The following is a 13206-nucleotide window of genomic DNA, read 5'->3' as shown; positions in this document are numbered from 1 at the left end:
GCCGGAGATGACCGTGCGATCACGGTCCGCACGAGTCGCGGAGGATCCGGGGCCATGTTCGAGGGATTCGAGGAGTTCGACATCCCTACCTCGGGGGCGACGATCCACGGACGCCGTGGCGGAAGCGGCCCCCCGGTTCTCCTCCTGCACGGCATTCCAGAGACGCACCTCATGTGGCACCGCGTAGCGCCGCAGCTTGCCGAGAACCACACCGTGGTCGTCACCGACATGCGCGGCTGGGGGGACAGCAGTAAACCGCCCAGCGCCGCCGACCATGAGCCGTACAGCATGCGAGCGATCGCCCGCGACCAGATCGAGGTCATGCGAAGTCTGGGTCATGAGCGGTTCAGGCTCGTCGGGCACGATCGCGGAGCGCGGTGCGCCTACCGTCTCGCGCTCGACGAACCAGACGTCGTCACCCGGCTCGCCGTCCTGGACGTCGTACCGGTCGGCGACGTGTACGACCGTGCCGACAAGACGTTCAGCCTCTCGTACTGGGTCTGGTCCTTCCTGGCGGCACCGGCGCCGGTGCCCGAGCGGTTCATTGACGCGGCTCCCGCCGTCCTCGTGGACTTCATGCTCGACACGTGGCCTGAGGTGAAGGACGCGTTCCCAGCCGAGGTGCGAGCCGCCTACGTCAGGCAGTTCAGCGATCCCGCTACCGCCCACGCGATCTGCGAGGAGTTCCGCGCGGCCGCGACGTTGGACTACCAGCAGGACGAGGCGGACCGAGGCAACCGCAAGATCGCGTGCCCGGTTCTGTTTCTCTGGAGTCAACGGGGTCAGGTCGCGAAGCTCTATGACGACCCGCTCGGCATCTGGAGGCAATGCTCCGACGACGTTCGCGGCGGGCCGGTCCCGGTTGGGCACTTCATTCCGGAAGAGGCTCCCGAGGAGACCGCACGGCAACTACTGGATTTCCTGAGGTAGGGCCGTTCCGCAGGCCGAACGCCGAGGCGGCCGGCGAGTGGAGGCGACCGTACGGCCGGGACATAGGGTGCGAGTCGCGCCGACCGTCGCCGTGCCACGCCGACACTGAGGAGTCACCAGCATGTCCGGACCGATCGTTCCGCTCACGCTCGGCACGTGGCCCACACCGGTGGAACCGATGCCCCGCCTGGCCACCGCGCTCGGGCTCGGTCACGATGATCTTCTCGTCAAGCGGGACGACCTCACCGGCCTCGGCGGCGGCGGCAACAAGATCCGCAAGTTGGAGTGGACGGTCGCCGAAGCCCTCGCGAATGACGCCGACACGCTGGTCACCACGGGGGCGCCACAGAGCAACCACGCCCGGCTCACCGCCGCGGCCGCCGCGCGCCTCGGTCTGCGCGCCGTGCTGGTGTTTCCGGGTGAACCGGCGGCGGCTCGAACCGGCAACCTCGTTCTGGATGCGTTCCTCGGCGCCGACGTCGTCTTCACCGGTACGCAGGGTCGGCAGGCGCTTGCAGACGCCGCCATGCGGGTGTGCGACCGGCTGCGTTCCGAAGGTGCACGCCCCGCCCTCATCCCGTTCGGCGGGTCCACCCCGTTGGCGGCCCGCGGTTACGCACAGTGTGGCGAGGAGTTGCTGTCCCAGGTGCCCGACCTGCGTACCGCCGTGGTCGCGCTCGGCTCCGGCGCCACGATGGCCGGGCTCGTCGCGAGCCTGGGCCCGGACCGCACGCTGGGTGTCGATGTGGGGGCGGTGGACGACCCCCGGCAGCGCGTCGCGGGGTTCGTCGCTCCGCTCGCGCCGGACGTTCGCGCCGACGACCTGCGGATCGACCGTGACCAGGTCGGGAAGGGCTACGCAAGCCTGACCGCGACGGTCGAGGAGGCGCTGACGCTCGTCGCCCGGCTCGAGGGGATCATCCTCGACCCCACCTACACCGGGCGCGCGATGGCGGGACTCATCGCGGCGATTCGGCGAGGCGAGATCGAACCGGGCGACACGACGGTCTTCATCCACACGGGCGGGCTTCCCGGGATGTTCGGGCACCCCGAGATTCCCGCGTTCGCCGAGAGCCTCTCGCCTGGACGATAGGGAACACCGGTCGGCGTCGTCCGGGTTGGTGGGCGTCGGCGGCGACGAGCCGACCGTGCCCCGTGGTTGGATGTGCGCCGTGCGGCTGTCTGCTGGATCGGTGTGCTGGTCGGTGGTTGCCGGCTCGGCGGTGGTGCATGTGGCTGGCGCGCTGTCGGGCGCGTTGGTCCTCGCGGGGCAGGCGACCGGGGTGGCACTGACCGGCCTCGCGGTGATCGTGCTGTTCGGTGCCGGGCGCGGTCGCGTCGCCGTGGCCGCTGGTGTCGGCGTGCTCGCCGTCGACGCCGTGGTGTCGGCGAAGGGCTCGGACGGGCCGAGGTACCTGTCGCCGTTCTACGCGCCGCTGAGCGCTCCACGTCCGTCCGTCGGCGAGGATCTCGCGTGGCTGGGTGAGGCGTTGTCGGCGCAGGTCACGCAGCATTGGCCGGCATTGCTGGGCCTGGCGTTGATCTGCGGCGGATCGGTCGTGACGTTGACCGATCGGGCGCGGACCGACACACGGTGGCTCCGTTGGGTCGCATGGGCCGCCGTCGCAGGGCTGGCCGTCGCCCTGCTCGTCTCCGTCGGCGGAGGCGGTCTGCCCCGGCTGCTGGTCGCGCTCGCCGCGCAGTTGCCGACCATCGCCGCGGTTGTCGCCGGGCTGACGGTGCTCGTGGTGGCCGCCGGCCGACAGCGGCGGTTCGGCGTTCCGGGCATGCTGGGGGCCTTGGTGCTGATCGCAGCCGTCATCGACGCTGACCTGGCGGCTGTGGCGCCGCTCCGCCCAGTTGTCCTGGAACAGATGCACTCGTTCAGCCAGCAGTCCGCGTTCCTTGAGCCGGGCATCCGCTCGCACGTGGAGGTTGCCGTGGCGCTCGGCCACACTTCCTCACCCGGCTTGGCGACGGCACCGCTGCTGGGGCTCATGCCGGTCCTTGCGATCGCACTGCTCGTGTTCGCGGCGCCGGCCTGGGGCCATGGGTCCAGCCGCCGCGATGGCGATGACGGGGCGCGAGGCATGGATCCCGGCGACGGAGACGACCGGCGAGGTCACCACGACGGACGCGGTCTGGAGGGGACCTGACCGCAGGCGGGTAACTGGCCCGTTCGTGCACCGTCGGTTTCCGGACCCCGTGCACCCCCGGACCTCGTATCGTGACGATGTCCCTGGTCAGCGCGGACGGTGAGGTGCATGGACGACGGAGAACGCGAGCAGGCGTTGCTCACCGCCCTGACCACCGAGCATTTCGTGCTCCAGACCTCCCGCAGCGCCACCGTCACCGAGTCGGTCGGCCGGGCGACGGTCTTCCTCTCCATGCTCTCCGCCGCACTGATCGGGCTCGGTTTCGTCGCCAGCAACGCGGCGTTCGTCGGGCCGTACCTCGGGGCGGTGCTTCCCACGCTGATGATCACCGGACTGCTCACTTTCCTGCGGCTGGTGCAGAACATGGTGGAGAACGAGCTGGATCTCGCGCGGATCCAGCGCATCCGGGCGTACTACCAGCACCGGCTGGCCGGCGAGCACGACTTCTTCGCCGATGCGGTGCAGGGCGAGGGCATCATGCGGGCGAGTTGGGCGGCGGTCGGCAACGCGCCTGGGCGGGCGCAGCTGTTGCTCACCACGGCGGCGATGGTGGGTGCGGTGAACGCGCTGCTGGCGGGGCTCTCGGTCACGCTGCTGGCCGGACTTGCGGGGCTGTCGTCCGGGTTCGCGATCGGCGTCGGCACCGTGTCGGCGCTGCTGGCCTTCGCCGCCCAGGTCGCCTACATCAACCGTGCGTCGATTTCCGTACCCGGGTAGGACGCCCGGAGTGGGCCAGCCGACAGAAGTGGTGGGTACTCGTGTGCCACCGGCGCGAACCGCCATGATGGGGCGGTGAAGATCCTGTCCATCCAGTCTTCGGTCGCCTACGGCTACGTCGGCAACTCAGCGGCCGCCTTCCCCCTCCAGCGGCTCGGGCACGAGGTCTGGCCGGTGTTGACGGTCCACTTCTCCAACCACACCGGGTACGGCTCATGGCGTGGGCCGCTGCTGGAGCCGGCCCAGGTGGCCGAGGTGATCGATGGCATCGCGGACCGCGGGGTCCTCGGCAGCGCCGACGCGGTGCTGTCGGGCTACCAGGGCGACCCGGCGATGGGCGCGGTGATCCTCGACGCGGTGGACAGGGTCAAGGAGGCCAATCCGGCCGCCGTGTACTGCTGTGACCCGGTGATGGGGGACATCGGCCGCGGGATGTTCGTCCGGCCGGGTATCCCGGAGTACATGCGGGACATCGTCGTCCCACGCGCCGACATCATCACCCCGAACCATTTCGAGCTGGACTTCCTCGCCGGCCGTACGACGAACTCCCTGACCGAGGTGCTGGCGGCGGTCGACGTGGTGCGCGAGACGGGACCGCGGCACGTCCTGGTCACCAGCGTCCTGCACGGCGACGTCCCGGCGGGGTCACTGGAGGTGGTGGCGGTCTCGGACGAGGGCGCCTGGGCGGTCACCACGCCGCTGCTGCCGATCAACCCGAACGGCGGCGGCGACGTCACCGCGGCGTTGTACCTCGCGCACCTGTGCACGACGGGCTCGCCCGCGACGGCGCTGGAACGCACCATCGCCTCCGTCTTCGCCGTCCTGGAGGCGACCCTCGCGGCGGGCACCCGGGAGATCCAACTGATCGCGGCCCAGGACGCGATCGCCGAGCCGCCAACCAGGTTCGCCGCCCGGCGGCTGCGCTGACCCACCGGTACGCCGTCCCGCGAGCCGAGCCGGGCAACCACCCTCTGTTGCTGATCCGCAACCCGTAGTGTCGTCAATCGGGTGACCGTGAACGGGCGCGACGGGGTGATCGATGGCTGCGGAGAGCGACGCCCGGTCGGCGGACCCCGGCCGGAGGAATCCGGCGCATCCGGCGTTCCTGGAGTTGTTCTTCGACCTGGTCTACGTCTTCGCGCTGATCTCCCTCGCCGAGAAGCTGGCCCACGAGCTCACCTGGACGGGCACCGCCCAGACACTGGTGTTGCTGCTCGCGTTCACGTTCATCTGGGCGTTGACCGCGTGGGCGGGTGACACGCTCGACCGGGCGCGGTCAGTGATCCAGGTGCAGTTCATCGGGACGACGGCGGCGAGCCTGTTGCTGGCGGCCACGGTCCCCGACGCGTACGGCAGCCGCGGCATGCTGTTCGCGAGCACGTACCTGGCCATCCACCTCGGCTCCAGCCTCTACCTCGTGATGGTCGTACGGGAGCCGTTCCTGCGGGGGAGGAGCAGCCGGGTCCTGCTCTGGGAGGCCATCGCCGGGATTGGATGGATCGGTGGGGCACTCCTCGGCGACACGGCTCGCCTGGTGCTCTGGGCGGTGGCCATCGGGATCGAGTACGCCGCGGCCGCGCTCGGCTGGCCCGTGCCGGGACTGGGGCGTTCGCACTCCGAGGAGTGGCGGCTGGCCGGTGAGAGACTCTCCGAGCGGTACCGCCAGTTCGTCATCGTCGCGCTCGGCGTATCGATATTCGCGGTCGCCGAGGCCTTCAGCGAGAGCGACTACACGGCTCCCCGGGTCTGGGCGCTGGTGGTCGTGTTCCTGATCGTGGTGCTGATGTGGCGGATCTACATCTACCGCGCCGGAGAACTGCTGACCGACGCGATCACCAAGTCGACGAGACCCTCCCTGCTCGGCCAGTCCGCCGCGGTCACCCACCTGATCATGGTGGCCGGCATCGGGGGTGCGGCGGTCACCGGCAAGCTCGTCGTCGATCGGCCGTTCGGCGAGACCACCCCACCGTCCTGGGCTGCGGTCATCCTCGGCGGCCCGGCTCTCTTCCTGTTCGGCCGTGGGGTGCTCGACTACACCGTGTTCGGTCGGGTGTCCAGGTCGAGGCTGGCTGGTCTGGTCCTGCTGGGTGTGGTGGCGCCGGCGACGTACCTGCTGCCGCCGCTCGTGGTCGCTCTCCTCGCCATGATCGTCCTGGCGCTGGTCGCCGTGGCGAACCTGCTGAGCACCCGGCTGCATCCCCGAACGGCGGCACCACCGGCGCTGCGCTGACCGGGTCGGGTAAGTGCCGCCGACGGTGGTGGTGCCGGCTCACCGGGCGGGCAGCGGAGCGCTGGTCAGTCGCGAGCGGGGGGCCACCGTCTCGACGATCAGCGTGAGCAGCAGGACCAGGTTCGCCACGACCATGATGGCGAGCGGTGGCAGCAGGGGCATGGCGGGTCCGAGGGCGCCCAGCACGACGAGCCCCAGCACCCGTGGCCAGAGGATCCGACCGGTGACCACGAAGTCGAACAGGCAGCTGCCGAGCAGGAACAAGGCGGGCCCACCCAGGATCGCGACGATCCAGCCCGGCGGCGCCGCACCGAACGGACGGCCGATGACGAGCATGTCACTGGCCGAGATGACCACCACTCCCGCGACCATGACCAGGTGGGTGTACGAGGTGGCGGTGCCGGGGCGGACCCGCTCCACCGTCGAGACGGCATCCGGTGCCAGCAGCTGTCGTATCCGGTGGAAGTACATCTGGAACAGCAGGAGCGCGTTGGCGAGCGCGATCGTGCACGCCGCCACCCGGCTGACCTCGAAGTCGCTGGCGGCCAACCCTATGCCGACGGTCAGGATCAACTCGCCGAGAGAGATGATGAAGATCTGCCGGTGCCGTTCGGACAGGTGGGCGCCGGTGAAGATCTGGCTGGCGAGTTCGGTCCGACCGAGCCTCGGTGTCGGCCAACCGATCCGGGCCGACCCGAGGTCTACCGCCACCGCGATGGACCAGAGCACCAGTCTGGCCGTGCCGTCCACGAGGGCTCCGGCCACCCATGGCCCGACGGTGACGCCGAACCAGAAGAAGACGCGGATGCTCCTGGCCTGGATCGGCCGGTTCACGCGGGTGCCGGGAATGAGGACGGAATCCCGGACCAGGTGGATGGCGAAGTACGCCGCGACGAAGAGCCACCCGTGTGTGCCGAAGGCCCGCGGGATCGCGATGGCCATCACCAGGGTGCCGAACATGATCACGAGAACGGTGGCCTGGATCAGCGGCAGCCGCGGGTTGAACAGGTCGGTGAGCCAGGCGGTCAGCACCCAGACCCACCATGCCGCCAGCAGCAGGACGGCGGTCTGCGCCGCGTTGCGCGCGCTGAGGTCGCCCACCAGCCCTGCGGCGAGCCGGGAGAACATGAAGATGTAGACCAGATCGAAGAAGAGCTCCAGGAACGTCGGAAACTCGGGCTCGCCGCGTCGGCGAAGAATCCGGGGTAGCGGACTCGACGTCACGGCGTCTGCCTCCTAGGGGACGCCCGACCGGGAGCGGAGGCGCTGGGCAACGTGGCAAGGTACCTGTCACCTCTGAACCTACAAAACAGGACATGCTCGGACACCCGAAAGGGCGCATCTGGGGGCGCGTCATCGACCGGGCGCGCCAGCCGGCCACGGACGGAGGCCGCGCGAGCACAGTGGACGCCGGCGTCGCGCGGGCATCTGATCGCCAACGGTGGCTGCACCGCCTGACCAGACCCGCCGTTTCCGGGTGGGGCCCGGGCGGGCACTCGCCGGTGACTCGCGAGCGGCCGCCCGGGCCCTTCCTCTCCGTACGCCCCTCAGCAGCGGCCGAGATCCTCCCACTGCTGGGTCCAGCCCGGCTCGGACCCCTGTGTCCAGTACCGTGCCCGCCACAGGTGCCTGCCGTCACCCGACGGCGGACCGCTCGGGTCGCCGTACCTGCTCTTTTCGTGCTTCACCGTCTGGCCCCCGGTGTAGGCCGTGCCGAAGGCCCACTCGGGCGCGGTTGAACAGTTGGCGGCTGGCGGCGGTGTGGTGGGAGGCGTCGTGGGAGGCGTCGTCGGCGGGTTCGTCGGGGTCGAGCAGCCACCCGTCGAGTCGACCGTGTCGGCGAACGTGCTGCCCGCCGATCGGTACGCCGCCGTCTTCGTCGTCACCTGCGCCGGGGTGAGTGCCTGGTTCTTCGCGAACAGCACCCAGTCGACCTGCTGGATGTAGGTGCTCAGCCCGCCCGAGTGGGGGACCCGGCTGTCGGGGCCGCCTGGCTCGCACTGAGCCAGGTCACCGACCCGGACGAGGCGGTGCGCCTGCACCCCCGCATGCTGCTGGACGTAGACCCCGCGGCCCGCGCCAGGTGATCCGCTGAAGCGGTGCGTAGCTGCACCGACCGAGCGCGGCGCCGTGGCCGAAGGCGTCGTGCGGCGCCGTGGTGAGAGAGGCCGGCGCGTAGCGTTGGCACTCGTCTGTGCCATCACCGCAATCCTCGGGAGACGTCAAATGACCGCCGCCACCTTCCGCGCCCTGCACCACGGCCGTGCCAGCGGCGACCCGCTCGTGCTGCCGGGGCCGTGGGACGCGGCCAGCGCCCGGATCTTCGCCGACGCTGGTTTCCCCGCGCTCGCCACACCGAGCGCCGGGGTCGCCGCGTCGCTCGGCTACGAGGACGGCTCCACCCCGCCCGACGAGATGTTCGCCGCGGTGGCGAGGATCGTCCGGGCCGTTTCCGTGCCCGTGTCCGCCGACATCGAGGGCGGTTACGGCCTCGCCCCCAGGGAGCTGGTCGGGCGACTCCTGGAGACGGGCGCCGTCGGCTGCAACCTGGAGGACTCCGACGGCCACGCCACGCTCAAGGACCCTCAGCGGCACGCGGACTGGCTGGCCGAGGTGCGCGCCGAGGCGGGTGACGCGCTCTTCATCAACGCCCGCGTCGACACCTTCCTGGTCGGGACGGGTGAGCCGGACGACGCGGTGGCCCGCGCCCGCCTGTACGTGGCCGCTGGCGCCGACTGCGTGTACCCGCTCCTGGCGCCGCCCGAGGTGCTGCCACTCCTGCGCGAGGGCATCGAGGGTCCAATCAACATGGCCGCTGAGCCGGACAAGGAGTCCGTGGCCGAGCTGGCACGACTGGGCGCCACGCGGATCACCTTCGGCCCGGGGATGCAGCGGTACGCGGCGCGGGCGATCGGCGACCTCGCGGCGGCGCTGCGCGTCTGACGTCCGGCGGTCCGGTCGGATGCGGTGGCGGAGAACGGGCCCGCGTCGAAAGGGACTGGTCCTTCCGAAGCGCAGTACGGATCACGGCCGGGATGAAGGCCTCTGGTGGTGGAGCGGTCTCTGGACCGGGGCCATGACCGGAGGCCTTTGTCGTCGTCGCCTGCTCGACCCCGCCGCCGACAAGACCCGTTTCCTTCCTCGGTGAGCGTAGAAACCGGGGGTATATACGCGGTGTATACCCCCGGTGTATGGTGCTGGCATGAGTGTTCCCCTCACCCTCCTCGGCCTGCTCGATCGCGAGCCCAGCCATGGGTACGACCTCAAGCGCGAGTACGACGCCTACTTCGGCCGCGGTAAGCCGCTGCCGTTCGGGCAGGTCTACTCGACCCTCAGCCGCCTGGCTCGCGACGGCAAGGTGGTGATCAGCGAGGTGGGCCCCGGCGAGGGGCCCGACCGCAAGCGCTACATCATCACCGATCTTGGCGCGACCGAGGTCGAGCAGTGGCTGACCCAGCCGGTCGAGCCGGAGCCGCACCTGCAGACCGTCCTCTTCGCCAAGGTCGTGCTCGCGCTGATGCTGGACCGCCCCGCCGGCGATTACCTCGACACGCAGCGCGGCGCGCACCTGCAGCGGATGCGTGAGCTCACCGAGATCAAGCGCACCGGCAATCTCGTCGACGCGCTGCTCGCCGACCACGGCCTGTACCACCTGGAGGCGGACCTCAGGTGGATCGAGATGACCGGCGCCCGGCTGGACGCCCTGAAGAAAGCGGTACGGCCATGACCATCGCGATCGAAGCGAGGAACGTCGTCTTCTCGTTCGGCCAGACACCTGCGCTCCGGGGTGCCAGCATCGCCGTGGACTCGGGGGAGATCGTCGCGATCATGGGGGCCAGCGGCTCCGGTAAGTCGACGTTGCTGCACTGCCTGGCCGGCATCCTGGTTCCGGATTCCGGCGAGGTCCTCTTCGACGGGGCCCGGGTCGACTCCATGACCGAGGCCCGGCGCAGCAGCCTGCGCCGGGACCGCTTCGGGTTCGTGTTCCAGTTCGGTCAGCTCGTTCCCGAGTTGACCACCGCGGAGAACGTGGCCCTGCCGCTGCTGCTGAACGGCACACGCAGGGCCGAGGCGCTGCGCAAGGCGCACGGCTGGTTCGAGCGGCTCGGCCTGGAAGGGCTGGAACACCGCCGGTCGGGCGAGCTCTCCGGAGGGCAGGCCCAGCGGGTCGCCCTCGCCCGAGGTCTGGTCACCGGGCCCGAGGTCCTCTTCGCCGACGAGCCGACCGGTGCGCTCGACTCGCTCACCGGCGAGCAGGTCATGGACCTGCTGGTCACCGCGGCCCGTGCGCAGGGCACCACGGTCATCCTGGTCACCCATGAACCACGGGTCGCCGCGTACGCCGACCGCGAGGTCATCGTGCGCGACGGCCGCGTGAACGCGCCGGACCGGATCGCGTCATGATCCGCTTTGGGCTCCGCCTCGCCGTGGCTGGCGGGCGCGAGGCGCTCACCCGCCTCATCATCATCGCCACCTCCGTCGCGGTCGGCGCCGGGCTGCTGCTGGTCACCCTCGCGGGGCTCAACGCCGTCAACGGGCAGCTCACGCGGTACGCGTCGCTGTACCCGAGCCCTTCGGCGGAGGGGATCGGGGATCCACTGTGGTGGTCCACACGTGAGGACTACTTCCGCGGCGAGCAGATCGTACGGGTCGACGTCGCTGCCTCCGGGCCGGGCTCACCGACCCCGGTCGGCGTCCCGACGACCCCGGGGCCGGGGGAGTACTACGTCTCACCGGCGCTCACCGAGCTGCTGGAGGCAACCCCCGCCGCCGAGCTCGCCGATCGCTACCCCGGGCGGAGCCTCGGCACGATCGGCGACGCGGCCCTGCCCTCGCCGGATGCCCTCGTCGTCATCGTCGGCCACACCGTCGACGACGCCGCCGCGCTGCCGAACGTCCGCCAGCTCACGAGCGTCGGCGCCGACACCCCCGCGCTGCCGGAGACGGTCGTCGACCTCATCGTCGGCGTGATTGCCGGTGGGCTGCTGTTTCCGGTGCTGATCTTCATCGGCACGGCCACCCGGCTCAGCGCCGCCCGCCGGGAGCACCGGTTCGCGGCGATGCGTCTGGTCGGCGCGACGCCCCGGCAGATCTCGATCATCGCGGCGACCGAGGCCGCCGTCGCGGCCGTCGCGGGCACCGCCCTCGGTTTCGCGCTGTTCTACGCGTTCCGCGGCCAACTCGCCGCGATCCCGTTCACCGGCATGCGCTTCTTCCCCGGCGACATGTTCCTGAGACCGCTGGACGTCCTGGTGGTCGCGCTCGGCGTGCCGACCGGCGCGGCGCTGGCGGCGTGGGTCTCGCTACGGCGCGTCCGGATCTCCCCGCTCGGCGTCACGCGGCGGGTCACCCCCCGCCCACCACGCGCCTACCGACTGATCCCCCTCGTGCTGGGGGTGGCCGAGCTGGCGTACTTCATCGGCCGCAGGCCGGTGACCTCTGACGGCCAGACCGCGGCGTTCCTGCCCGGCCTCCTGCTCATCATGGCCGGCCTGGTCCTGGCCGGCCCGTGGCTCACCATGGTCGGTGCCCGTGTGCTGGCCAACCGCGCCCGTCGCCCGGCAGCGCTCATCGCGGCGCGACGCCTGGCCGACAATCCGAAGGCCGGCTTCCGGGCGATCAGCGGCATCATGCTCGCGCTCTTCGTGACGAGTGTCTCCATCGGTGTCATCACCACCATCGTCGCCAACCGTGGCCCAGCACAGGTCGGCTCGACCGATGCCGCCACCCTCTCCACCGGCCTCTCCGACGACGAGCTCTCAGTGCCCGACTCGCTGCTGGTCGAGCTGCGCTCGATCCCGGGCGTACGCAGCGCGACGGCGGTGCACCGAAACCCGGACCGGATGGCCGATCCCGGCGTGCTCGCGTGCACGGACATTCCCGCGGCGTACGGCCGATGTGCCGACGGCGCCACCGTCGCGGCGGTGGCCCACAACTTCATCCCGTTCCGCGAGTCGGCGTCCGCCACCAGGGTCTGGCCCGCCGCGCCCGTCCCCCTCGACGATGTCCAGCGGCTGCCGGTGGCGTCGATCGTCGTCGGCACGGACGGCTCGGCGGCCTCGCTGGAACGGTCGCGTACGGTCCTTTCGCGGGCTTACCCGGACTTCTGGTCGGCCCCGAGCGTCCCCGGTGAGTTCGAATCGTCCTTCGCCGACCAGCTGCGGGGCTGGCAGCAGTTGGCCAACGTCATCATCGTCGCCAGCCTCGGCCTCGCCGGTTGCAGCCTGGCAGTCAGCGTGGTGGGCGGTCTGAGCGAACGCAGGCGGCCGTTCAGCCTGCTCCGCCTCAGCGGCGCGCCGGTACGGGTCCTGCGCCGCGTCGTCGCCCTGGAGAGCACCGTACCGATGCTGGCCGTCGCCGTGGTCGCGATCGGCATGGGCTTCGTCGCCGCCCAGCTGTTCCTCAAGGCACAGATGGACTACATGCTCACCGCCCCCGGCCCGGAGTTCTACGCGATCGTGATCGTCGGCCTGGCCGCCTGCCTCGGCATCATCGCGTCCACCCTGCCGGTGCTGGAAAGGATCACCGGCCCGGAAACCGCACGCAGCGAGTGACCGCGCGAGCGGCGGGGGACACACGCCCCCGCCGCTCGGGTCACCGTGCGGAAGCGGGGCACCGGCTCACTGGCCGGTGCGGCCGTCGACGCACTCGCGCAGCAGGTCGGCGTGGCCAGCGTGGCGGGCGTACTCCTCGATCATGTGCACGAGGACGTCGCGGACGCTGACCGTGCCGTCGCCGAGGGGCACCTCCCGCCCGAGGTCGTCCTCGTCGAGCGTGTCGAGCCACTGATCGGCCGCCGCGATCTCCGCCTTCCACGTGGCGAACGCCTCCTCGACGACGGCAGGGTCCGCGATGGCGTCGTTGAAGTCCGCGTTCCGGTCGTCGTCGCGGCTGAACAGGCGCGGCTGGTCGCTCCTGTCCTGCAGGACGCGCTGGAACCAGCTGTGCTCCACCTTGGCCAGGTGCCGGACCAGGCCGAGCAGGCTCATGGTGCTCGGCGGCACCGAGCGGCGGGCGAGCTGCTCGGCGTCGAGACCGCCGCACTTCATTTCCAGGGTCAGCCGGTAGTTCGCGAGGTACTCCCGCAGGGTCGCCTTCTCACCCTTGGGGTTGCCGGAGGTTCGTGGATCGTCGGCTTGGTCCACCCACATGTCGCTCATGGCTCCCGACCTT

14 protein-coding genes are annotated in these 13206 nt (G+C 70.8%); 12 read left to right on the top strand and 2 right to left on the bottom strand.

What is annotated here, in order from left to right; genetic code table 11:
* Positions 1–54: 54 nt before the first annotated feature.
* The 6 genes from KBX63_RS31950 (at position 55) to KBX63_RS31925 (ending at position 6033) form a co-directional block, all read left to right on the top strand.
* Positions 55–930, top strand: a complete 876-nt coding sequence (locus KBX63_RS31950) for an alpha/beta fold hydrolase (RefSeq protein WP_210917767.1) — start codon at positions 55–57, stop codon at positions 928–930.
* Positions 931–1051: 121 nt separating this feature from the next.
* The gene (locus KBX63_RS31945; protein WP_210917765.1) at positions 1052–2023 is read left to right on the top strand and encodes a pyridoxal-phosphate dependent enzyme; all 972 of its coding nucleotides are present in this window, start codon (positions 1052–1054) and stop codon (positions 2021–2023) included.
* Between the two features lie 79 nt (positions 2024–2102).
* Positions 2103–3086 carry a hypothetical protein gene (locus tag KBX63_RS31940; RefSeq protein WP_210917763.1) on the top strand — a complete coding sequence of 328 codons (984 nt, stop codon included), beginning with the start codon at positions 2103–2105 and terminating at the stop codon, positions 3084–3086.
* Between the two features lie 108 nt (positions 3087–3194).
* Positions 3195–3803 (top strand): hypothetical protein, encoded by a 609-nt coding sequence (locus tag KBX63_RS31935; protein WP_210917761.1) that lies wholly within the window; start codon positions 3195–3197, stop codon positions 3801–3803.
* A 75-nt stretch (positions 3804–3878) separates the two neighbouring features.
* Entirely contained in the window at positions 3879–4730 is an 852-nt protein-coding gene (gene pdxY / locus KBX63_RS31930) for a pyridoxal kinase PdxY (RefSeq protein ID WP_210917759.1), read from the top strand.
* A gap of 112 nt (positions 4731–4842) precedes the next feature.
* Entirely contained in the window at positions 4843–6033 is a 1191-nt protein-coding gene (locus tag KBX63_RS31925) for a low temperature requirement protein A (protein ID WP_210917758.1), read from the top strand.
* A 39-nt stretch (positions 6034–6072) separates the two neighbouring features.
* Here KBX63_RS31925 and KBX63_RS31920 read toward each other — a convergent pair whose 3' ends face one another.
* Entirely contained in the window at positions 6073–7257 is a 1185-nt protein-coding gene (locus KBX63_RS31920; RefSeq protein ID WP_210917757.1) for a low temperature requirement protein A, read from the bottom strand.
* A gap of 552 nt (positions 7258–7809) precedes the next feature.
* On the opposite strand from KBX63_RS31920, the gene KBX63_RS31915 reads away from it, so the two are divergent.
* From KBX63_RS31915 to KBX63_RS31895, 6 genes are all read left to right on the top strand, one after another.
* Positions 7810–7980 carry a hypothetical protein gene (locus KBX63_RS31915; protein WP_210917756.1) on the top strand — a complete coding sequence of 57 codons (171 nt, stop codon included), beginning with the start codon at positions 7810–7812 and terminating at the stop codon, positions 7978–7980.
* 17 nt (positions 7981–7997) lie between these two features.
* On the top strand, positions 7998–8120 hold the full coding sequence (locus tag KBX63_RS36145; protein WP_256443217.1) for a hypothetical protein: 123 nt from the start codon (positions 7998–8000) through the stop codon (positions 8118–8120).
* Positions 8121–8259: 139 nt separating this feature from the next.
* Positions 8260–8976 (top strand): isocitrate lyase/phosphoenolpyruvate mutase family protein, encoded by a 717-nt coding sequence (locus KBX63_RS31910; RefSeq protein ID WP_210917755.1) that lies wholly within the window; start codon positions 8260–8262, stop codon positions 8974–8976.
* A 259-nt stretch (positions 8977–9235) separates the two neighbouring features.
* Complete coding sequence (locus tag KBX63_RS31905) at positions 9236–9760, top strand: PadR family transcriptional regulator (RefSeq protein WP_210917753.1); 525 nt, start codon at positions 9236–9238, stop codon at positions 9758–9760.
* Positions 9757–10437, top strand: coding sequence for an ABC transporter ATP-binding protein (locus KBX63_RS31900; RefSeq protein WP_210917752.1), 681 nt, complete (start codon positions 9757–9759; stop codon positions 10435–10437). Before KBX63_RS31905 ends, KBX63_RS31900 begins: the two co-directional genes overlap by 4 nt.
* The gene (locus KBX63_RS31895) at positions 10434–12587 is read left to right on the top strand and encodes an FtsX-like permease family protein (RefSeq protein ID WP_210917751.1); all 2154 of its coding nucleotides are present in this window, start codon (positions 10434–10436) and stop codon (positions 12585–12587) included. The genes KBX63_RS31900 and KBX63_RS31895 overlap by 4 nt, the downstream gene beginning before the upstream one ends.
* A 66-nt stretch (positions 12588–12653) precedes the next feature.
* Here KBX63_RS31895 and KBX63_RS31890 read toward each other — a convergent pair whose 3' ends face one another.
* The gene (locus tag KBX63_RS31890; RefSeq protein ID WP_210917750.1) at positions 12654–13193 is read right to left on the bottom strand and encodes a DinB family protein; all 540 of its coding nucleotides are present in this window, start codon (positions 13191–13193) and stop codon (positions 12654–12656) included.
* Between the last annotated feature and the right edge of the window lie 13 nt (positions 13194–13206).

The sequence above is a fragment of the Micromonospora sp. U21 genome (assembly GCF_018070045.1).
GTDB lineage: Bacteria > Actinomycetota > Actinomycetes > Mycobacteriales > Micromonosporaceae > Micromonospora.
The sequence above is the reverse complement of the archived record's forward strand: the minus strand, read 5'-3'. Positions and strand labels throughout refer to the sequence as shown.

Bases quoted from the DNA above. Each gene is read 5' to 3' on its own strand.
- KBX63_RS31925 (WP_210917758.1), top strand. From the start codon at position 4,843: ATGGCTGCGGAGAGCGACGCCCGGTCGGCGGACCCCGGCCGGAGGAAT.
- KBX63_RS31950 (WP_210917767.1), top strand. From the start codon at position 55: ATGTTCGAGGGATTCGAGGAGTTCGACATCCCTACCTCGGGGGCGACG.
- KBX63_RS31895 (WP_210917751.1), top strand. From the start codon at position 10,434: ATGATCCGCTTTGGGCTCCGCCTCGCCGTGGCTGGCGGGCGCGAGGCG.
- KBX63_RS31945 (WP_210917765.1), top strand. From the start codon at position 1,052: ATGTCCGGACCGATCGTTCCGCTCACGCTCGGCACGTGGCCCACACCG.
- KBX63_RS31910 (WP_210917755.1), top strand. From the start codon at position 8,260: ATGACCGCCGCCACCTTCCGCGCCCTGCACCACGGCCGTGCCAGCGGC.
- KBX63_RS31935 (WP_210917761.1), top strand. From the start codon at position 3,195: ATGGACGACGGAGAACGCGAGCAGGCGTTGCTCACCGCCCTGACCACC.
- KBX63_RS31890 (WP_210917750.1), bottom strand. From the start codon at position 13,193: ATGAGCGACATGTGGGTGGACCAAGCCGACGATCCACGAACCTCCGGC.
- KBX63_RS31900 (WP_210917752.1), top strand. From the start codon at position 9,757: ATGACCATCGCGATCGAAGCGAGGAACGTCGTCTTCTCGTTCGGCCAG.
- KBX63_RS31905 (WP_210917753.1), top strand. From the start codon at position 9,236: ATGAGTGTTCCCCTCACCCTCCTCGGCCTGCTCGATCGCGAGCCCAGC.